Below are 21,857 nucleotides of genomic sequence, written 5' to 3' on the forward strand. Positions count from 1 at the left end.
TCAAAATTGAGTAATTATTTATTTTTAGCAAGCAATCATACTCACTGCAATATAAATAAACAGGATGAGCTTATGAGACCTCCACTTCCCCCTTTTACCAAAGAAACTGCTATTGAAAAAATTCGCCTGGCTGAAGATGCTTGGAATAGTCGTTCTCCTGTGCGAGTAGCTGCAGCGTACACGGCTGATTGTCAGTGGCGAAATCGTGCTGAGTTTATTACCGGAACGGCTCAAATCGAGGCTTTTTTAACACGAAAATGGGCCAGAGAACTTAACTATAAATTGGTAAAAGCGCTGTGGGCGCATACTGATAATCGTATTGCTGTTCGCTTTGCTTATGAATATCAAGATGCCTCAGCACAATGGTTTAGGGCTTATGGCAACGAAAACTGGGAGTTCAACCCAGAAGGCTTAATGCAGCGCCGCATTGCCAGTATTAATGACCACCCTATTAGTGACAATGAACGAAAACTGACTTGGGAAGGCGATAGCCGTCCCGATGACTTTCCAAGCCTTACAGAACTTGATTTATAAGGAGAATGTTGATGACTTCATTACCGAAAAATGCCCCAAATAGCACAATGAAAGACGCACCTATTATTCATTATCGAAACCCAAAATCTGGGCATTGTCATAAAGTGGAATTGTTTATGTCGCTGCTCGGTATTAGCTACATTAATCACGAACTTGATATGGTTAACGGCGCACACAAATCGACAGACTTTATTACCAAGAACCCTTTCGGGCAGGTACCAGTGATTGTTGATGGTGAACACACAGTGTCAGACTCCAACGCCATTATTGTCTATTTAGCAGATACTTACGGCAGTATTTATCCTTGGATGGGGGCGACACCTATTGAAAAGGCCCGTGTACAACGCTGGCTTTCAGTGGCTTCAGGTGAACTTGCCAAAGGCCCAGCAGCACTTCGTCTTGAGTATGTATTTGGTGCCAATATTGATGTAGCCAGCGCATTAGCAATAACTGAAAACTTGCTAAAAGTGATGGAAGATACTTTAACCGACACCAAATCATACTTGGCTACCGACTCGCTGACGCTTGGGGATATTGCCATGTACAGTTACATAGCCCATGCACCTGAAGGGGGTGTTTCGTTGCAACCCTACCCCGCTATTCGCGCTTGGGTTAACCGCATTGAATCGCTCGCTAATTTCATTCCTATGGCCAGTTCTCCCATAGTGGAATGTAGGCTGTAGGATCTGTTATGAGCAGCGTTAATTCAAGTAATGCGAGTGTCTTTCATACTGAGGAATATCGCATTCAGCAACGTTTAGGCGTTGCTGAGCGTATGGATGAGCAGATGAAAGGCTTCATACGCCCTTTTATGCCAGCGCAGCACCGCGCTTTTTTTTGCAATAGCCCATTCATGATGGCTGGCCTTGTGGATAGTCAGGGGCATCCCTGGGCTATACCACTTTGGGGTGACCATACCACTGTTGACGACCACCACTATATTCAGTCGCCATCACCCACTCAGCTTTCACTTGCCTTAGACGATAATGTAACTTGGTTAATTAATGATGTCGCATTGTTAGATGGTAATACTGGCAGTAAAATTGCGCTACTTGGGTTGCAACTCAGCACTCGCCGCCGTAATAGGCTCAACGGACTAATAATGCACAATCGGGGTGGTGTTATACGCGTGCAAGTAGAGCAAAGTTATGGAAACTGCCCTCAGTATATTCACCCTCGAGGTACCTTGCACCGTGATGTGGCACCTACACTGGAAGCCAGCTTAAGCACAAATTCAAATACTCAATATGCACGTTCCAGTGCGCTAACCAGTAAAGATGCTTTGCTAATCGCTCGGGCGGATACATTTTACATTGCCTCAAGGCACCATGACTTTACCGACGACCCTCGCCACGGACTCGATGTATCGCATCGAGGCGGCAAGCCTGGCTTCATTGACGTAGATGAAAGTAGCTTGTTGTTTCCTGACTTTAGTGGGAATAAGTTTTTTAATACCCTTGGTAACATCGAATCAGATGGACGTGTTGGTTTATGCTTTGTTGATGATAGCAATGGGGATATCTTGTTCGTTAATGGCAAAGCATCCATCTTGTGGTCTCACCCAAAACTGGAAGGGTTTGCTGGCGCGGAGCGGTTTGTACAAGTATCCATTCAAGACGTTACCCGGGTTTTTAGTATTTACCCCTTCAAGCACCCTATCATTGAAAGGTCAATTCACACTGAGCATACCGGCGTGTGGTGATACTTCCAGTGTCACCACACCTACACGACACCTAGTCAGCTAGATTAATTTTGGACGCTGAAACAACCCAATTATGCGCGATTTGAGGAAGGACAGTGTTTTTCTATTTTGTTTAAATAAGTGGATAACTAAAACATCATCAAGAACCACTTTATGAAAAACAGCAGTATTTTTCGCAAAGCAATAGTAACTATCACAACCATTTTGATAGCGTCTTGTTCGTCGAACAATGCATCACAAATGAAAAATCTTTCATCACTTAGCGCAAAAACTCAATCTCAATATGCTAACGAAGAACTTCCTCATAAAGAGCTGCAAGTTATCTTTCAACTTACGAAGGATAAAATCGACGTTGTCGATATATCAGCTAAGAAAATAAGTCGGCAAGCACTAATAAAGCTACTAAAGCAAAATGAAGGAAAAAATATAACGAATGGGGATACGTTTATTGATTGCGTAGTGCTAACACATACTAACCGTTCAAAACCTTGCTTTACCGATGCCAAAAAGAACATACCTGAAAACTCGGTATTTCACGATTCAGAAGTCTCTGGCGGCATGGTGCTGATGACAGTGCTTGTTCCCTATATAGTTGTAGGGGCTGCTTCTGACGGCGACTTTTATGTGAATAACAAAATTGATAGTGATTTGTTAAACCGCGTTGGCGCAACAATAAAAAGTGACATATTCACCACAAAGAATGAAATTCATGACGTATTAACCAACAACGCCGTCACTACCTTTAGTAAAAACGTAAAGCCGTACATAAGCTTGATCGATCATGACATTTTGATAAAAGCAATAAACAACGCTCAAAGTATAGAAAAGCTTGAAAGCATAAAGCGATTGTTAAGCGAAGATAATTACTATGGGTTTGTAGTGAAATCACCTGTCGTCAACCAACGAAATAGACCGTCTACTCGAGGAAAAATCATTAATAAGCACAATAAGGGGACGCTTATAATTTCCGAAAAAATAGAAGACGGATGGGTTTATAACGGCGAAGGTTGGATTTACAAAAAGATACTGTTGTCGCGGCTTGCTGATGCACAAAAAGCTATTTCACATCGAGAAAATAACGTAAGGCTAAATCAGCGCTACGCTGGCCTAGTGTCAGGTTCATCCGTGACCTCAATTAATAAAGTTTTGAATAACAAAGAACATCTTGCTGGTATTCCCCAAGACAAAATAAACAAGCTGTAAGCGTCCGATAATTCCACCTAGCGCTTAGCAAACTGCCATGGTAGCAGTTGCTCGATATTGACGTCGGGCTTGCTGAGTTCATCAAGGCAAGTCATCACATACTCGAATACGTTCAGGTCGTTGGCTTTAGCCGTTTCGATGATGCTGTAGAGAACAGCGCTGGCGTTGGCGCCCGTGGCCGTTTGGCTAAACAGCCAGTTTTTTCTACCTATGACGAACGGCTTTATCCCGCGCTCAGCGCGATTATTATCGATACTCAATAACCCGCCGAGTGTATAGCGTTCCAGCTTTTTCCATTGGTTTAAGCAGTATTGTATCGCTTCGCCCAACTTGGTTTTGGGTAACACTTGTTGAGCCGATTTCATTAGCCACATATGAAGCTGGCTCAGTAACGGCACACTTTTTCTTGTCTTGTAATATATCGCACCTCTACCGTTTTATCTTTTAGCTGGGTTTCTAGGCGGTAGAGTTTTTGGATGTGATTGAGTGCCCAATCCGCTTTGCCACTGCCTTTCTTACCTGCGCCTTTTTTGGCTTCCATGAACTTACGGCGTGCATGTGCCCAGCAACCAATGAGTATGGCTTGCGTTTGCTCGTAGCCTTGATAGCCATCCACTTGTAAGTAGCCGCTGTAACCTTTAAGGAAGTCTACGGCGCATTGCCCAGCGCGACTATTGTGATAGTCGTACAGCACGATATTAGGTATCTCTGTCCCCGAGATATTACCGGTAGGTGAGTCAGCGCCACTGGCGTACAACCACATGTAGCTATTCACTTTCTCAGATTCAACGACCTTCAGCGTGGTTTCATCCGCCGCGATAACCGGTTGTTTCAGGATATGTTGATGGAGCTGGTCATAAAGCGGTTTAAATAGCTCAGCGCAGCGGATTATCCAGTCAGCCATGGTTTTACGACTTAATTCGATACCATGCTGTTTGAACATAGACTCTTGTCGATACAGCGGTAACCCATACTGATATTTGCTGGTAATGATTTGGCTTAATAAACTTGGGGTCGCATAACCTTTAGGGATAACGCTGTGAGGTACAGGCGCTTGTTTTACTGTGTTGCTAATACCGTCTTTCTCACAGGTACGACACGCATATTTAGGGCGAACATGCTCAATCACTTTGACCTGAGCAGGAATAAACTGAAGCTTTTCTGACTTATCTTCACCAATGCGATGTAGCTCACCTGCACAACAGCCACAGACTTTTTCTTCGTCGCTAATATCGTGAACGATAACCTCACGAGGTAGGCCTTTGGGTAACGGTTTACGTGTGGGCTTTTTACGCGTGTAGCTTATGGCTTCTTCTTGCGTATCTGATTCAACAGCAAGCGCTTCCGCTTCATTAAACAACTCACCTTGCCCAGGATGACCTTCGGCGCTTTGACCGAACTGTTTATGCTGGGAAATACGAAACTGCTCCTCAAGATATTGATAGCGAGACATCACCTGCGACAACACCTTTTCAATGTTGCTGGGTCATCAGGTAAGCTTTCGATATCAATATTCATGGTCTTATTATAATGTAATAATGCATTGATTTACCGACATTATTAAGACGATTTCGTGATCGTTAATCGCTACTTATGATCACAGGTTATAAGCCGGATGCATTGTAGTGCAACGGCTGATGGCCTATTACATCGTAGCCTGATAACAGCCACTGTAACTGCTGTTCACTTACATTCAGATGCTGTAAGTTAGCATCGACAGGCCACTTGAACCGATGCTTCTCGAGACGTTTGTACCAAAGCGCAAAGCCCGTTTTATCCCAATAGAGTATTTTGAGCTTATCGCGCTTTTTATTGCAAAACACAAACAGCGCATCACGAAAGGCATTGAGCTCCATGTTCTGTTCGACCACTACAATCAAGCCATTAATCGATTTACGAAAGTCGACGATATCCATGTATAAATAAACGTCGGCAGGCTCAACAAACATCTTCATTCAGCTAGTGCCTTCATCACGGTAGCAAGCCAGTGAGGGCTAACATTCGTTGGCACGCTAAGATGAGCGCTCCCAAGTTGCAGAAGAAGTTCGCCACCGGTCTCATCGGTGTGTGACTCAACCTTTGTTACTTCACGTTTGACGTGAACGAACTTGCTGTGAGTACGCTGAAGACGAATATCACGTCGCCTGGTGTAGTAGGTTTGGACATTAATCTGTTGCTGGCGGCAAAACGCCACCGCTGTGAGTCCACTTTGTTTTTGTTGCTCAAATAAATTGAGCCAGTCTTCTACTTCTCTTCGTTGATGATGCGCCATGGTCATTCTCCTTAACAAAGAGAGCACCATGACGTAGAAAACCTATGAATTGAATGTGGGGATTACCGGACGGACACAACAAGCTTAAGGCAAAACGATATGCTCTGCTTGATGAGGCTGACTTCAAAGCGGCTAAACAGAAAAATACTGTAGCAGGATTCGATCGCTACCTCGCACAACATAAAAAGGGGGCGTACCGAAACGAGGCAGTACTCGCCAAAAAAGCAATTTTTGTCAGCCAAGCGTCATTTGATGGATATATGAATGCATTTGCACTAACAAAAAAACGCAGCTTTCTAGCGTTAGCGAAAAACGCAATTGTGAATTCTAATGAAAGTGTGCATGTAAATCGACAACTTCTAGATACGTATTTCGAAGCGCAAATCAAACATAAAAATTCTATATCTGAGTTTGCTGGCCTACTTGATAAAATAAACGATGTAAGCATAAACGACTACTCAAAAAAATTGTTGAAATTATCGGGGATTAACACAAGCTTCAGAACCGATAACTATTTAGAATCAATAGAATATCAATACATTTTGCAATACTTCACACCTCAATTAAACGTTAACTACCATCACAAGTATCTGAACTTGGACTTAACTTATCCTGACATTAATATCAGGATAAAAGAAGATGCTAATTGCGATTTTAAAGAAACCAAAAATGGCGTACGAAATAGAGGTTTCTTGGAATCGTTAGTGACCTTAAATGGTGACGATAAAGTGGCTTACACCTATGACGTTTTCAATTGTAAACTTGGTCGAAATGAACTTACATCGGTCAAAAAGCTATTACATGACCTACCTTACTATGCTGATTTTAGCGCTTCGACTTTATCAAAAAGCTGGGAAGCAACAGAAACAACAAGCAGTTACACTTACTCAACCGAAACCAAAAGCACTTCTTTTTCGTCGCAATTAGCTGATTGGAAGTATACGATTACATGTTCTGGTAGGCCCATATTTGGCCCGCCATCGCGCACGCATAGTGGTCTTATAAAAAATAGCACTCACTCTGATGCTTATCTAATGGCGCAAAAAGCAGCCGATGAACTTTCTTGTGTAGAACTGCACGGCCCAGAGTATTTTAAAACGGGCTATGTTGATATAGAAATACAATAGCGAATTTCACAAGAGAAGGTCTGCTTTGTCGCAGGCCTTCTTGCATAATTGCAAATGAAAACCTTGCACTAACTCGATGCACCTGCCACTTATTGTCGCGTGACGCCATTAACGTTAGTGCCCTTCGCACCACTTCAGGCACATGTTTACTCATCATTGGCCACTAACCACTTAGTCATGAATTCAAACTAAAATCGTCATTTATCTTTTACTATTAATAACTTAAGCTAATCAATAGATTATAATACTTTTTAACTAAGGCTTGTTTTTTGCATCGTTTGGCTTTGCTTTTTATGTGAATTTACACATAAACCTAGATGACACAGCGTCTTAAACTAGCTGTATTTCAGCCTTAATGCGTCGTTTTGTGCGCGTTTTTCTAAAAATAACACAGAGGCCACATGCAAGAATTCATACAAAAAATGCCAAAAGCCGAACTCCATGTTCATATTGAAGGCACATTAGAGCCTGAGCTAAGCTTTGCATTAGCACAGAAGAATGGCGTAAGCCTGAGTGCAGAAACCCCAGAGCAAATGATAGCCGCTTATAACTTTCATGATCTACCCTCTTTTTTAGATATTTATTACGCAGGGATGAGTGTATTAATTGAAGAAGAAGACTTTTACGCGCTTACCATGGCTTATTTTGAAAAAGCGGCGGCGCAGCACATTGTGTATGTGGAACTCTTTTTCGACCCACAAGCTCATACGTCCCGAGGCGTAGCATTCGATACTGTAATTGAAGGTATCTATCGCGCACAACAGGATGCTAATACCAAGCTAGGTGTACAAAGCAATCTTATACTGTGTTTCCTTCGTGATATGTCGGCCGACTCGGCTATGAAACACTTACTCATGGCTGAACCTCATTTGAGTAAACTTATTGGTGTGGGATTAGATTCAGATGAACACAATAACCCACCATCTAAATTTGCAGAGGTGTTTGCTAAAGCCCGTGAGTGGGGATTAAAACTCACTATGCATTGCGATGTTAACCAACACAATACCCTAGAGCACATTCGCCAAGTATTAGAAGATATCGATGTAGACAGAATAGATCACGGCGTAAATATTTTAGCATCAGACGCATTATGCGACTTAGTGAAACAAAAAAATATTGGCTTAACCATTTGCCCAGTGTCGAATCAATTCGTGGTGCAATCACTAACCTCAACCGAAATAAAAACCATGCTTGAACGTGGATTAATGCCAACGATTAATTCAGACGATCCTTCCTATTTTCGTGCATATTTAAATAAAAACCTTATTGCGCTGCAGCAAGAGGGTGGATTTAGTCAAGAGGAACTAAGTACGTTAGTGGCAAACAGCTTTAAAGCAAGCTGGCTAACATCTACCGAAAAAGATCAATATTTAGCTGGGCTTAATGATTATTTAGCTAAGTGCGCTTAATTCAATAGATTGTTAACCGTGCAGGTAAAGCGCAAGCACCGATGTAACAATCAGCCCCGAGAATACCGCCATGACAAACTAACGGCGAAAACAGTGAAATAAAAATTGAAGGGGAATGTGAGAAGGAAAAAGAAAAATGACGTGAAAAAGAATTTCACGTCATTTTATTTGGATACAAGGCAAGGATTTCGTTACCAGGTCAGATCATCTGGAATGTCGTAGTCGGCATACCAATCATCTTGTGCTTCTTCTTTACCGTCATTGTCGCTGGTGTCTAAGTCGGCACGGTAAATAATAAAGCTATCGTCACGCTGCGCAATTTTATCCGCTACAGGCGTAGGCACTAGCTCATAAGCATCACCTAAAATCACCACGGTTAAGCGGCCTTTAGTCACTTGCTTGTGCATTTCAGCGCTCACGTACATACGCTTCACTACATTGTCATGCGTGAAATTCAGTACGGTATCGCCTTTTCGCGGCTGTTTATTCACATCAATGAGTTGCTTCACCTGTGCAATGACAGAGCGCTTCTCACGCTCTTGCTGTTGCAACTGATTCAACTCACGTGAACGGGCTTTCTTTTCTTCAGCGGCTTTCTGAGCAGCAATAGTTGCTTCGTCCACCACACCCTGGTTGTTCTTTGTCTTTTGCTTATTCTTTTTGCGCTTTTCAGCACGCGCCTGCTTAGCAGAACCTTTGTCTGCTATGCCGGCTTTTAATAACTGTTCCTGTAACGAGGCCATATACTAAATCTCTTATTTCTTTTTGGCTTTCGCTTTGGTTTTAGCAGCAGGTTTACTGGCGGCTTGTGTTTCCCACTTACCGTCGTTATACCATGCAGACCAACCCGTAGCTTTACCCGCTTCATTTTCCGACATCACATATTGCTGCTTGGTCTTACGACTGTAGCGAACGATAGCAAGGTTACCTTCCGGATCTTTTTGCGGTGCATCGGCCAGATAATAGAATTTTTCAGAAATTCTATCTCTAAAGCGCGCCAGCTCTTCCACTTTTGGTGCACGCGTTTCCCGAGATTTAGGGAAGTTATGCGCCGCCATGAAAATACCCGAAGCACCATCACGTAATACAAAGTGCGCATCCGATTTTTCACAAGGAAGTTCTGGTAAATCTACCGGATCTTCTTTAGGTGGCGCAGCCTCACCGTTACGTAACAACTTACGCGTATTCTTACATTCTTCATTGGTACAACCGAAGTATTTACCAAAGCGACCGTTTTTCAGCTCCATGTCACTGCCACACTTATCACATTCGATAATGGGACCATCGTAACCTTTGATCTTGAACGTACCGGTTTCCACTAAGGTACCTTCGCAGGTTGGTGTATTACCACACACATGCAACTTACGGGTTTCGTCCACTAAGTAGCTGTCCATAGCAGTACTGCATATAGGACAACGCTTCTTAGCACGTAACGCTTCGGTTTCTAACTCTTCTTCGTCATCTACTTTCACCACTTCATCACCTGGTGTCAGGTTCATGGTGTTAGTGCAGCGTTCTTTTGGCGGTAAGTTATAACCAGAGCATCCAAGGAATACACCGGTAGACGCCGTACGCACGTTCATTTCACGTCCGCATTTGTCACACGTAATGCCAGCAGGAATAGCTTGATTAAGGCGCATTCCGCCTTCTTCAGGGGCTTTCTCGGCATTAAGCAACTTGCCATAAAAATCGCTGTAGAAAAGGTTAAGTACGTCTTTCCAATCTTTGTTACCTTCCGCTATATCATCAAGCTGTTGCTCCATGTTGGCGGTGAAGTCGAAACTCATTAGGTCATCAAAGTTTTCCATCAAACGGTCGTTAACGATTTCACCCATTTTTTCAGCATAAAAACGCTTATTTTCAAGGCGAACGTAACCGCGATCTTGAATGGTAGAAATGATACTTGCGTATGTAGAAGGTCGGCCAATGCCGCGTTTTTCTAATTCTTTTACCAAAGACGCTTCGTTAAAACGCGCCACTGGTTTGGTAAAGTGCTGCTTGGGATCAAGCGCATTTAAGTTTAATACATCACCTTTTTGAACATCAGGCAGCATTAACTCTTCTTCACCTTTTTTGCGAAGCTGTGGTTGAACACGTGTCCAGCCGTCAAACTTCAACACACGACCTTTCGCCGTTAACTCGTAATTACCTGCACCCACTCTAATAGTGGTGGCATCGTATTTAGCCGGCGTCATTTGACACGCTACAAACTGGCGCCAAATAAGCTCGTAAAGGCGTTGAGCGTCACGCTCCATATCACCTAAATGCGCAGCATTTACCTTAACACTTGAAGGACGAATCGCTTCGTGCGCTTCTTGTGCGCCTTCTTTGCTACCATAACGATTAGGCGATTCTGGTAGGTATTGGCTACCAAAATTATCATCGATATAGGCGCGGCAATTATCCAGTGCTTCTTGGCTCAAGTTTGTTGAGTCAGTACGCATATAAGTGATGTAACCCGCTTCATACAAGCGCTGCGCCATCATCATGGTTTTCTTAACACCAAAACCTAAACGGGTACTCGCGGCTTGCTGCAACGTTGAGGTAATAAACGGTGCTGAAGGTCGGCTAGACGTAGGCTTAGATTCACGGCTTTCAACTAAGTACTTAGCGCCATTTAAATCTTCTAATGCTTTGTCTGCTTGCGCTTTATTAACCGGTTTAAACGCTTTACCTTCATGCTTGGCTACCAACATACGCAGCGCCGCTTTTTGCTCACTGGTTAAGTCTGCATGAATATCCCAAAACTCTTCTGGAACAAACGCTTTAATCTCACGTTCACGGTCAACGACTAGACGTACAGCTACCGATTGAACTCGGCCAGCAGATAAACCACGTGCTATCTTTTTCCAAAGTAGCGGCGATACCATGAAGCCCACAACGCGGTCGAGGAAACGTCTTGCTTGCTGTGCATTTACGCGAGCAACGTTCACTTCACCTGGGTCTGAGAAGGCTTCTTGAATGGCATTTTTAGTAATTTCGTTAAACACCACACGCTGATAGGTTTTGCCTTTACTGCCCAGCAACTCTTGTAAGTGCCACGCAATAGCCTCCCCTTCTCTATCCAAATCCGTTGCGAGATAAATAGTGTCAGCGTCTTTGGCCAAGCGTTTAAGCTCGTTAACCACTTTTTCTTTACCCTGTAAAACCTGATAGTGGGCTTTCCAGTTTTGTTCTGGGTCTACACCCATGCGGTCAACAAGTTTTAAATATTCATGTCTGCGAAGATATTCTTGCTTGTCTTCTTCGCTATAAGTTTTGAGTTCTTTCGCTGGCTTTTTGGGCTCAACTTTGCCCAATGCCTTCGTAGGCAGATCGCGAACATGGCCGACAGAACTTTTTACGATAAAATCTTTACCAAGATATTTATTTATCGTTTTCGCTTTGGCTGGCGACTCGACTATGACTAGAGATTTTGCCATATAATTGAATTAAACCTATTGATTCTAAAGGACTATTTTAGTCATTCTCAAAGATAAAGGGCCCGTAGACTGTGCCATTGCGGTGCCCGTGCTTTTTTAACATATATCGACAAAGTGAATGGAAAACAAGATCTTCTTAATAGTTATTCTTCCCATTGCTTCAATCGCGTGCAATTCCTGTTTACTTTTCAACCACCTTGATTGGCAAGGCGCATAAAAACCGTATAATGCCAGCCATTATGCCTTTGCGCCTAGTAATTAACAGGCATTTATTATGCTTATTAATTCGCGGCTAACAAAAAAAGAGACGTTAGCTTCACTGTAAATACTCCCCAAATCATGGGTTATGCATTTATAGGGTAGCGGTCAAACGCTCAAACACCAAATAGAGGGAAAGTATGAAGCAATTTGAAGTTAACTTTGATGGGCTTGTTGGCCCAACCCACAACTACGCCGGACTCTCGTTTGGTAATGTTGCTTCTCTGAACAATGCCAATGCAGTTAGCAGCCCTAAGCAAGCAGCTAAACAAGGTTTACTAAAAATGAAAGCCTTGTCTGACATGGGCATGATGCAAGGTGTACTTGCCCCTCAAGAACGCCCAGACATAGCAGCATTACGTCGACTCGGCTTTTCTGGTTCAGATGCCAGAGTGCTAGAAAGCGCTGCAAAGCAATCTAGAGAGATTTTCTTAGCATGTTGCTCTGCATCAAGCATGTGGACAGCAAACGCCGCCACAGTCTCTCCAAGCGCTGATACGGCCGATGGTCGCGTGCATTTTACACCTGCAAACTTAACAAACAAGTTTCATCGTTCGTTAGAGCCGCAAGTGACGGGTAATATTTTAAAAGCAACCTTCGCAAACGAAAAGCACTTTGCCCACCACTTACATTTACCAGATAACGAACATTTCGGTGACGAAGGCGCAGCAAATCATACTCGCTTGTGTTCCGATTACAGCCACGCTGGAGTAGAGCTTTTTGTATATGGCCGTCACGCTTTCGACCCCAGTAAACCCGCCCCCACTAAATTCCCTGCCCGCCAAACACTAGAAGCATGCCAAGCTGTTGCTCGCTTGCATGGGTTAAGCGAAGAAGGCGTGGTGTACATGCAGCAAAACCCTGATGTTATCGACCAAGGGGTTTTCCATAACGATGTGATTGCCGTGGGCAACCAAAACGTACTGTTCTACCACGACCAAGCCTTTTATAAAAAAGACGCCGGGCTAAAAGAACTACAAACCAAGTTTGGTGATTCCCCCCTTCATCTTATTGAAGTGCCTACTGATGAAGTGTCAGTACAAGATGCAATTAAAACGTATCTTTTCAATACCCAAATCATCACCCTACCTAGCGGTGACATGACGATTATTGCGCCAACAGACTGTGAAGAAAACGATGCGGTTAAGCGTTATTTAGACAAACTAGTTACTTTGGGCACGCCGATAAAATCGGTGAACTATTTTGATGTAAAGCAAAGTATGCGAAATGGTGGCGGCCCTGCGTGCTTGCGTTTACGTGTAGCCATGAACGACCAAGAGCTTGATGCGGTAAATCCATCGACTTTAATTAACGACATGCAATTTGCGCGTCTTAACAAATGGGTAGATAAACACTACCGTGATGTACTCGCTGAAGATGATTTACGCGATCCGCAGTTACTGATTGAATCACGTACTGCACTGGATGAACTTACTCAGCTATTAAAGCTTGGTTCTGTATATCCATTTCAACAAGATTAGTTATTGTTTTACATATAGAAAAGCCGGCTTGCGCCGGCTTTTTTGTTAGTTGAAATGGTATTAATTAATAGTACTGCAATTAGCTTCAGATCCAAATGGGTTCGCAGGTAGACCTGCCCCTTCATTGGTTAAGTCGTCTGAAGAAACGCCTAATCGATAATAATGATCTTGGCTAGCCTCACTCCCTGTCGATTGACCGAAAATCGTAATAACTATATCGTACCAAAAACCGTAATTTGCCGGATAACGATACTCTAGCTCAGCTTGTCCATTTTCATCCGTTATATTCGTCTCTGCAAACGACAATGTTCCAACTATACCTGGTGTTAAGAATTCATCATCATTTGTATCTTCTCCAACATCAAGAATACCATTGCCATTGATGTCTTCATTATCACATTCGATTGTTACGTCAGGCTTATAAATAGACTCGTCTTCATCCCAATACCAGTACCCTTTTAAATATGTTCCTCCTAAAACACGCTTAACAGGCGTACCTGAAGCTGTTAACTCAACGCCACTAACAGGCTGGCCGGCTGAATCAGACACAAACACAGCAAAGCGTTTTAGGTAAGTGGTTGAGTCAGGCTCTTCAATTTCATTGCCAGTACCAATTGAGATATCAAATGCTCTATCCCCTACGGTCATATACACTTCGTCAGTAATCGTTTCATCGCTTGCTACAGAAGCGCGAATAATCACAGCATCTTCACTTGAAGGCGCACCTGAGGTAAATACCGTAGACGCTATACCGCTGCTGTCGGTAGTAGATTGAGAAGGTGAAATAGAACCAGTAGATACATCATCAACGTTGAAGTTAACCACGGTATTTTTAACTAGGTTACCTGAAGGGTCTCTAACCACTGCGGTAATAGTACTGGTTTGCCCATCAGGGCCAATCAGGTCAGGTGTAGCATCAGCTATCAAGGTAAACGGTTCAACCGCAATAAACTCTACTTGCGCAACCGCATTCACCGTAGACTCATTACCAGACTCAGTACCTGTGGCAGTAATGGAAGCAAAACCGGCGTTGTCAGACTCTATTGAGATAGAGGCAATACCTTCAGCATCGGTGGTGACAAGCGCTGCGCCAATAATCGCTCCGCGAGAAGCACTAAATATCACGTTATTACCCACAGCAGGGCTGCCATCTTGTAGCCATTGAACACTGATGGTGGCCGCTTCATTCAATGATATTTCTTCATCTGGCAGTACCACAAAACTAAATTCGTCTTGTTGAACCTCTAATTCAAATTCTACAGAGGCATTAAGTGACGAAGCAGTGATCGTATCTTCACCCGAAGTAGTTGCTGTGTAAGTAATAGTCGCTTGACCATCAGCCCCCGTATTAACCGAGGTTTCACTTAAAGAGCCATTCGCTGCTTCTAATAGGATAGTTTGATTAACAATGGCTACCCCATCAGAATCTTGAACACGCAACGTATATTCGGCGGTGTCATTCAATATGACTGAATTTGCACCATTAATAGTCACTTCGGTGCCGGTGATCAAAATATCAACGGTTTCAACTAATGCGCCGGTTTGAGCCGTTAGCGTTACCGTACGATTCGACGCATCATTCTGAGTAGACACTAACGCTCTGGCAGTACCATCGGCGGTGGTGGTAGATTGGGTTAATTGCAATTCGACACCGGCTTCATTGCTAGCAGAAAAGTTAACCTCAACACCTTCCATCAACACGCTTTGTTCGTTTTTAATTAATGCGATAAGTTCGATATCGTCAGAGCCACTAGAGGCCAACTGAACCGCACTTGCATATAATTGTAGAGATGCGGGGTCTTCGCTAACGGTAACACTTCCAGTAGAACTGAAGGTAGTCGTGTCACTTTCAAGGGTTGAAAGTGTCGCTGTTAATTCCCCATCTCCCGATGCAGTGCCAACTGCTAAGCTGATACTCGCAATACCGCTCTCGTTAGTACGGGCAGTCCCTGTATCATTTCCAAAAACAGCTAATTCGTCATTGCTTAGTGTGAAGGTAACAATTAAGTCTTCTTGTGGCTCACCTTCACTGTTCAATACCGTAGCAACTGCGGTTAAGCTATTTTCTGAAGACAAGTCACTGTCTGATTCACCTGCGGCATTTTGCAATGCCAACGATACCGTGGTTGCTGGGTCAACCGTTGCGCTACCTACTGCCGAAAAAGTAGTAGAGCCAGTTTCACCGCTGCTCAAGCTACCTGTTATCTCACCATCACCTGAGGCAGTGCTGGCATTAATGGTAATTCTTGCTACCCCGCTCACGTCAGTTCGCGCTGTACCGGTGTCGTTTCCGAACACCGCAAGGTCGGTATTACTTAATGCAAACGTGACAAGTTGGTCGGCTTGGGCGACGCCCTCGGTATCGGTAACAGTGGCAATAACGGTAAGAGAATTGTCGGCGGTTAGGTTGCGGTCGGTTTCGCCGCTGGCGTTTTGAACGGTTAATACAACATTAACAGTAGCGGAGGAATCACCACCATCATCGGAGCCATCGCTATCATCTCTAGAGACTGAATCGCCTCCGCCACATGCTGCTAGTATGAAAATTGTACTAAATAGCCAGAGTGTCTTAGACAAGACGCGCGTAATTTGTCGCATAATTCGTTCCTGAACCTTTATAAATGACAATTGGGTCGTTTTTTATGTTTTAAAATCAATAGAATCTGTCACACTAAATAAAAATATAAAAATGTACAGGGAATTTTAATGTCTCAATCTGCACATAAATTTAGTTTAACCACCAGAATCTTTATCGGCATGATTGCCGGTATCGTGATAGGTGTGCTTCTTCAACTATTGTTCGATGATAGCGGAGATTTCACGTTTTCGGTATTTGGTTTCCAGTTCTCTGCGTATAGCATTTTTGTAGATGGTATATTTTCTACCCTTGGGCAGATTTTTATCGCTAGTTTAAAGATGTTGGTGGTACCACTAGTATTTGTTTCGCTTATATGCGGTACCAGTACCCTGTCCGACCCTAGTAAATTAGGTCGGTTAGGCGCTAAGTCTGTTGGTCTTTATGTTGTCACGACTGCAATAGCAATCACACTGGCTATGAGTATGGCTTTACTTATTTCGCCAGGAGAAGGGTTAAATCTAACCACTGAAACGTCATTTGAAGCGAAAACTGCACCAAGTTTGGGTGACGTTATCGTTAATATGTTTCCAAGTAACCCTATTAACTCGATGGCGCAAGGCAACATGCTTCAAATCATCGTGTTTGCAGTGTTATTCGGTATTTCTATGGCGATGACTGGCGAAGCAGGCAAACGCGTCAGTGCGTTTTTTGAAGACATCAACACGGTTATCATGCGCCTTGTCACCATCATCATGAATCTTGCGCCTTACGGCGTGTTTGTATTGATGGCTAAACTGTTCTCTACCATTGGTGGCGACACTATCTTTAGCTTGGCCAAATACTTCTTCTTAGTATTTGGCGTGCTTATCATCCATGGTTTAGTGACCTATTCAATATTGCTTAAACTTTTAAGCGGCTTGAGCCCCGTTGTTCTACTAAAGAAAATGCGCGATGCAGCTTTATTTGCATTTAGTACTTCAAGCAGTAGCGCTACGCTGCCAGTCACCATGGAAACGGCGCGAAATAAATTGGGTATTAACAATTCAGTCGCGTCTTTTACCCTTCCTTTAGGTGCAACCATCAATATGGATGGCACCGCTATTATGCAGGGTGTGGCTACCGTATTTATCGCTCAAGTTTATGGTGTTGATTTGAGTTTGGGCGACTACATGATGGTGGTGTTAACCGCTACCCTAGCTTCTATCGGTACGGCGGGTGTGCCAGGTGTGGGCTTAATCATGCTAGCCATGGTACTACAGCAAGTTAACCTGCCAGTTGAAGGTATCGCCCTGATTATTGGTGTCGACCGCTTACTTGATATGACCCGTACTGCAGTTAACATTACAGGTGACTGTATGGTGTCGTGTGTTGTTGCGAAAAGCGAAGGTGGGCTTGATGAAGATATTTATTACAATGAACATGCTGGTGAAAAAGAAGAAGATGTGAATTTTAGCGAGTTTGACAAGAACGCTTAATTCCTTCACTACTTTCGAACTACACAAAAGGGTTAGCATCGCTAACCCTTTTTTATTCCTTATAGGTCTTGCCATCACCCAGTGCAAATACGCTTTTGAATTTCAATATACTGACAATCTCAATACATATTGGTAAGTGAATGACCAAGTATATTGGTGCTGTAATACGCTCAATCAAAAGCTTCAGTGTGCGTCTAGCTATGGTTATCATCTACAATTTTTAATAGCTAAGATTATTGCTAGCTAGTCATACAAGCGATGACAATCCCTCTTCCTATATATAAACCCCAACACCGTTAATGAAGGGATTGAGAAGGAGACACTTTTGTCGCTTTATGGGCTGGGTACCAGGTTGCTAGTACGGACATGATGATGGCGACCACACAGGTGACTACCACGTCTTGCCACATAAGTGCGGAAGGTAAAAAGTCGATAAAATAAATATCGCCTGACAACACTTCAACCCCAAAAACACCTTCTAAAAACTTCACAATAGTAGAAAGATTAGGGGCAATAATAATTGCAAGGGTTACCCCTACCACTATGCCAATGAGTCCATTCAGCACACCTTGAAACATAAACGTGCGCCGGATTAGTGTATCGGTTGCGCCCATGGTTTTTAAGATAGCAATGGCAGGTTGTTTTTCTCGTACCGCCATTACTAATGAAGACACAATATTAAAACAGGCCACGGCAATCACCAGCACCAACGCAATATACACAACAGTGCGAACGAGCTGAATGTCGTTGTACAAATGACCTTGGGTTCGCGTCCAGTCAGACATATAGACTGCTTGAGGGTAGCTATAACCTATATCTCGCATGGTGATATAGGCCGAAAACGGATCGTGTAATGTAAAGCGCATTCCCAATGCTTGGCCCTCTATGCCAGCGGCCGCGGTAGCTTTCGCAAGGTGCATCAGCCCCAATTGGTTATCAAGCTCCCCACCAACATGCATAAAGCCTGCAACGGTTAAGGTTATTGATGTGGGTGCGCTAAAGCGTAAATCTTTCGTGGTAACGGGAATAAGTGCCTGTACGGTATCGTCCACCTCAATATCAAGCTTGTTGGCAATCCCTTGACCTATCAGCACACTGTCGCTGTTTAACGCGAAGTTTTGCCAATGTTCGTCCGTTACTTGTCGGCTAAACGTGTTTTGTGCGTCTGCCGCAATGCCCGTCAATGAAATCGCCTTTAACTCACCTTTGAATTGCAACATGCCGGTAAGTGGGGTGTAAGGTTCAACCTTGGCAATTCTGGGGTCTTGGTTCAGGCGGTAAAGCTGCGCATCTAAGTTCTCAATACCGGTCTTGTCGGTGCTATATAACTCGCCGTGAGGAATAACGGTTAAAATTCGCTGCGTTAGCTCTCGCTCAAAACCATTCATTACACTTAACAAGGTAATTAACACGAAACAACCAAGGCCTATACCTACGGTAGACGACATCGAAATAAATGAGATAAAGCGATTTTGAACTTTGGCTCGACGAAATCGTTTAGCAAGTTGCCATGCCAACGCCACTAGCGTTGCTCCTCTGTTGCTGCGTTAAGCAGTTCACCATCTTTAATGCGAAGCACTCTGTCCATACGGTTAGCAAGGGTAATATCGTGGGTTACTACCACAAAGGCAGTTTGTTTTTGCTCGCTTAAACGTTTTAACAGCTGATAAATCTGCTCACCTGTGGTGGCATCTAAATTACCGGTTGGTTCATCGGCAAGCACAACTGACGGTGATGCGACTAATGCTCGAGCGATGGCGACCCGTTGGCGTTCGCCGCCTGAGAGCGCGCTAGGCAAGTGATCTGCACGATGAGAAAGCCCTACATCGTTAAGTAAAGCGTTTGCTTTCGCATTAGCGGTACTCGCACTCTCGCCGCCAATGCGAAGGGGCATGGCAACGTTTTCAAGTGCAGTAAATTCACCTAGCAAATGATGGAATTGGTAAATAAAGCCCATTTCTTTGTTTCGCAAGGCGGCAAGTTGTTTAGCATTTAGTTGTGTAAGCGACTCGCCTTTAAACCACACCTCACCGCTTGTGGGTGTGTCTAACCCGCCAAGCAAATGCAGCAAGGTACTTTTTCCTGACCCAGAGCTACCTAAAATGGCAACATGCTCACCTGCATTGATAGAAAGTGAAATGTTATTTAAAACAGGCGTACTGTTGTCGCCTTCTTGATAAATTTTACAGATTTTGCGGCAATGTAATACGTCCTGCATGCAGCCGTTCTTCGTCTTTTAACAATAACTGCATGGTATCGCGGAACGACAGACACGCCAACCGATTAATGGGTTTGGAAAGACAGGTCAATCGTATTTGCTAAATTCTCAACCGTTTGCGGTTTACCAAATAACCACCCTTGCCCGTACTCAACATTCATGTTCACAAGTTCCTGACACTGCTCGGTGTTTTCAACACCTTCGGCAATTAATGTTACTCTTAATTCATCGGCGATACTGACAATATGAGGAATTAGAGAGGAACGAATACTGTGATCCTCCATATCCATCACAAAACTACGATCTATTTTCAAAAATTCACATTTAAGAGATTTAAGTTGGCTAAGGTTTGAATAGCCTACCCCAAAATCGTCGATGGCCATCCAGAAACCTCTGCTTTTGAGTGCCTTTATATGCTTGACCGCACTAGCTGTGGCTAGCTGCTCATCTTCGGTTATCTCCAGAACCAACTTAAATTTTTTGTCGTTCATATCGAGCACCCAATCTAAGTCGAGTAGCTCATCTTGCATAAAGTCTGACGGAAACAGATTAAATGATACTTTAAAGCATTCTGGAATATCCTTGTTTTCGTTGAGGGCAGTCATTGCCGATTCAATCATCACAGTAGTGAATTCCCACGTTTTCCCTAACTCTTTAACTTGAGGTATAAATTCATCGGGGTAAATCGGGCCAAATTCATCTTCAAATCGGCTCAACACTTCACAGCCAACAACTTCGCCAGACTTTAATATTACGAACGGCTGATATAGACAATAAAACTTACCCGTCTTAAGCCCTCGACTAATACGCGACTCTAGTGAACGCCTGCGTCTTAAGTAATTAAACATAAGCATGTGGGTCAACGCTGCAGTCATTAACATTACACAAACGAACAAAACCAATTTGCCTTTATGAATGTTAAAAATTCGTCCTTTATCCGATACTACGCTCAAACAAGTGGCAGAATAATATTCATCGCACTTGATCAAATGTAAAGAGAAGTAGCTAGTATCAAGGCTGGCAACACCTGCTCTCTGGGGCATTAAATTGGCGTTCCCAGCCATGTGAAATAACCTATCCCCTTTGTAAAATAGCGCCCAATCTTGACTAAAGTTTAGGCCAATAACCGCATCCATATCTAATACAGCATTGTAACGGCCACGCTTTGCAATAGTGCCTTTTGATTGGTTGTCAAAAAGTTCTAACGGGGTATTTATCCAAAATGCATCCCCCAAAGAAGTCTCAAAGTCTGGGATAGCTTCGTCTATGGGTTGCTTTAAAATCCCCAGGTAAGTACTGCACAATAATTTTCCATCACCAAAGAAACCAATCTCCTTCACGAAACGAGAGCGAAACAACGTGCGTCGCATTTCGTTTAGATTTTCTTCGCTACAAGCGAGGTAGGACTTGCTGTTCAGATGATCTAAGGCGGCCTCGGCGTCTTTAAACACCATGTGCACGTTTAATAAGATATCTGCTGCACGATCATCCTCATGCTCTTTAATGACTGAGAACATCAGTAGGCCAAGCACAGCGCTCACAAGTACAACTGACAGAAAAGATACGGCTATAGCTTTAAGGTTGTCAGCGAGTAAAAATTTTTTATGCTCATTATAAGTCATTCGTACCACATGAAATTTAGACACATTGTTGTATATACATGAAAGTAGTCGAAAAATTGACTATTAAAATAATACTTTAGATGAATTTAAGCATTGCAGAAGATTAAGTTAAGTCAATGAAGTGAAGAGAATAAAGTTATCTAACGTCCAGATGACACGCAGCCACCGCAATATTAAATAAAGCGTGTAGTTTGCTGCTCTGACTAATTATTCAATTGCCTAACAGTAAGGCGCCATCAAGGGATATTAATACTTAGTATGGAGAAAGGTTTATATGTGGTAAAGACAAACTACAGGAGCAAGAACTATAGATTGTAGTACTGCAAGAAAAACAAGGGAAAACTAAGTGAAGGAAAAGTAGAAGAAATAATAGATGAAACGCAAACAGATTGTCTGCAACAGTATGAAGTTGATAAAGAAGTTTTAACAGTGAGCAGTAGAACCTGCCAGAGTAAATGCTTTCCCGAAAATGGCGGAGCGGACGGGACTCGAACCCGCGACCCCCGGCGTGACAGGCCGGTATTCTAACCAACTGAACTACCGCTCCGCATAATGG

Annotated in this window: 16 protein-coding genes, 1 tRNA gene and 1 pseudogene; 8 read left to right on the forward strand and 10 right to left on the reverse strand. The window is 43.3% G+C overall.

Annotated elements, in window-relative coordinates:
- The first annotated feature begins 72 nt into the window (after positions 1-72).
- The 4 genes from AMBT_RS09835 to AMBT_RS09850 all read left to right on the forward strand — a co-directional run bounded on the left by AMBT_RS09835 (position 73) and on the right by AMBT_RS09850 (position 3,439).
- The gene (locus AMBT_RS09835) at positions 73-534 is read left to right on the forward strand and encodes a nuclear transport factor 2 family protein (RefSeq protein ID WP_013784474.1); all 462 of its coding nucleotides are present in this window, start codon (positions 73-75) and stop codon (positions 532-534) included.
- A gap of 11 nt (positions 535-545) precedes the next feature.
- Positions 546-1,217, forward strand: coding sequence for a glutathione S-transferase (locus AMBT_RS09840; RefSeq protein ID WP_013784475.1), 672 nt, complete (start codon positions 546-548; stop codon positions 1,215-1,217).
- Positions 1,218-1,225: 8 nt separating this feature from the next.
- On the forward strand, positions 1,226-2,236 hold the full coding sequence (locus AMBT_RS09845; protein ID WP_013784476.1) for a pyridoxamine 5'-phosphate oxidase family protein: 1,011 nt from the start codon (positions 1,226-1,228) through the stop codon (positions 2,234-2,236).
- A gap of 240 nt (positions 2,237-2,476) precedes the next feature.
- Positions 2,477-3,439, forward strand: coding sequence for an SH3 domain-containing protein (locus AMBT_RS09850; RefSeq protein WP_158306768.1), 963 nt, complete (start codon positions 2,477-2,479; stop codon positions 3,437-3,439).
- Positions 3,440-3,456: 17 nt separating this feature from the next.
- Here AMBT_RS09850 and tnpC read toward each other — a convergent pair.
- The 3 genes and pseudogenes from tnpC to tnpA form a co-directional block, all read right to left on the reverse strand.
- Positions 3,457-4,957, reverse strand: a pseudogene (gene tnpC, locus AMBT_RS09855) (IS66 family transposase).
- An 86-nt stretch (positions 4,958-5,043) separates the two neighbouring features.
- Positions 5,044-5,394 carry an IS66 family insertion sequence element accessory protein TnpB gene (gene tnpB / locus AMBT_RS09860; protein WP_013784480.1) on the reverse strand — a complete coding sequence of 117 codons (351 nt, stop codon included), beginning with the start codon at positions 5,392-5,394 and terminating at the stop codon, positions 5,044-5,046.
- The gene (tnpA, locus tag AMBT_RS09865; protein WP_013784481.1) at positions 5,391-5,711 is read right to left on the reverse strand and encodes an IS66 family insertion sequence element accessory protein TnpA; all 321 of its coding nucleotides are present in this window, start codon (positions 5,709-5,711) and stop codon (positions 5,391-5,393) included. Before tnpA ends, tnpB begins: the two co-directional genes overlap by 4 nt.
- A 53-nt stretch (positions 5,712-5,764) precedes the next feature.
- Between tnpA and AMBT_RS09870 the strand changes: the two genes are divergently transcribed.
- Together AMBT_RS09870 and add are read left to right on the forward strand one after the other, a co-directional pair.
- Positions 5,765-6,838: a hypothetical protein gene (locus tag AMBT_RS09870; protein ID WP_013784482.1), complete on the forward strand. Its 1,074-nt coding sequence runs from the start codon at positions 5,765-5,767 to the stop codon at positions 6,836-6,838.
- A 401-nt stretch (positions 6,839-7,239) separates the two neighbouring features.
- A complete protein-coding gene (gene add / locus AMBT_RS09875) occupies positions 7,240-8,247 on the forward strand; it encodes an adenosine deaminase (protein ID WP_041452547.1) in 1,008 nt (335 codons plus the stop codon).
- Between the two features lie 191 nt (positions 8,248-8,438).
- On the opposite strand, the gene AMBT_RS09880 is transcribed toward add, so the two are convergent.
- Positions 8,439-8,990, reverse strand: a complete 552-nt coding sequence (locus AMBT_RS09880) for a DUF2058 domain-containing protein (RefSeq protein ID WP_013784484.1) — start codon at positions 8,988-8,990, stop codon at positions 8,439-8,441.
- 12 nt (positions 8,991-9,002) lie between these two features.
- Positions 9,003-11,669: a type I DNA topoisomerase gene (gene topA, locus AMBT_RS09885; protein WP_013784485.1), complete on the reverse strand. Its 2,667-nt coding sequence runs from the start codon at positions 11,667-11,669 to the stop codon at positions 9,003-9,005.
- Positions 11,670-12,067: 398 nt separating this feature from the next.
- Between topA and astB the strand changes: the two genes are divergently transcribed.
- Complete coding sequence (gene astB, locus AMBT_RS09890; RefSeq protein ID WP_013784486.1) at positions 12,068-13,408, forward strand: N-succinylarginine dihydrolase; 1,341 nt, start codon at positions 12,068-12,070, stop codon at positions 13,406-13,408.
- A gap of 60 nt (positions 13,409-13,468) precedes the next feature.
- On the opposite strand, the gene AMBT_RS09895 is transcribed toward astB, so the two are convergent.
- Positions 13,469-16,006 carry an Ig-like domain-containing protein gene (locus AMBT_RS09895; RefSeq protein ID WP_013784487.1) on the reverse strand — a complete coding sequence of 846 codons (2,538 nt, stop codon included), beginning with the start codon at positions 16,004-16,006 and terminating at the stop codon, positions 13,469-13,471.
- 108 nt (positions 16,007-16,114) lie between these two features.
- Between AMBT_RS09895 and AMBT_RS09900 the strand changes: the two genes are divergently transcribed.
- Positions 16,115-17,461: a dicarboxylate/amino acid:cation symporter gene (locus AMBT_RS09900; protein ID WP_013784488.1), complete on the forward strand. Its 1,347-nt coding sequence runs from the start codon at positions 16,115-16,117 to the stop codon at positions 17,459-17,461.
- Between the two features lie 296 nt (positions 17,462-17,757).
- On the opposite strand, the gene AMBT_RS09905 is transcribed toward AMBT_RS09900, so the two are convergent.
- The 4 genes from AMBT_RS09905 to AMBT_RS09920 all read right to left on the reverse strand — a co-directional run bounded on the left by AMBT_RS09905 (position 17,758) and on the right by AMBT_RS09920 (position 21,848).
- Positions 17,758-18,984, reverse strand: coding sequence for a lipoprotein-releasing ABC transporter permease subunit (locus AMBT_RS09905; RefSeq protein ID WP_013784489.1), 1,227 nt, complete (start codon positions 18,982-18,984; stop codon positions 17,758-17,760).
- Positions 18,984-19,679 (reverse strand): lipoprotein-releasing ABC transporter ATP-binding protein LolD, encoded by a 696-nt coding sequence (lolD, locus tag AMBT_RS09910; RefSeq protein WP_013784490.1) that lies wholly within the window; start codon positions 19,677-19,679, stop codon positions 18,984-18,986. The genes AMBT_RS09905 and lolD overlap by 1 nt, the downstream gene beginning before the upstream one ends.
- Before the next feature lie 65 nt (positions 19,680-19,744).
- A complete protein-coding gene (locus AMBT_RS09915; protein WP_013784491.1) occupies positions 19,745-21,301 on the reverse strand; it encodes an EAL domain-containing protein in 1,557 nt (518 codons plus the stop codon).
- A 470-nt stretch (positions 21,302-21,771) separates the two neighbouring features.
- Positions 21,772-21,848: transfer RNA gene (locus AMBT_RS09920), tRNA-Asp, on the reverse strand.
- Positions 21,849-21,857 lie beyond the last annotated feature (9 nt).

Source organism: Alteromonas naphthalenivorans (assembly GCF_000213655.1).
GTDB lineage: Bacteria > Pseudomonadota > Gammaproteobacteria > Enterobacterales > Alteromonadaceae > Alteromonas > Alteromonas naphthalenivorans.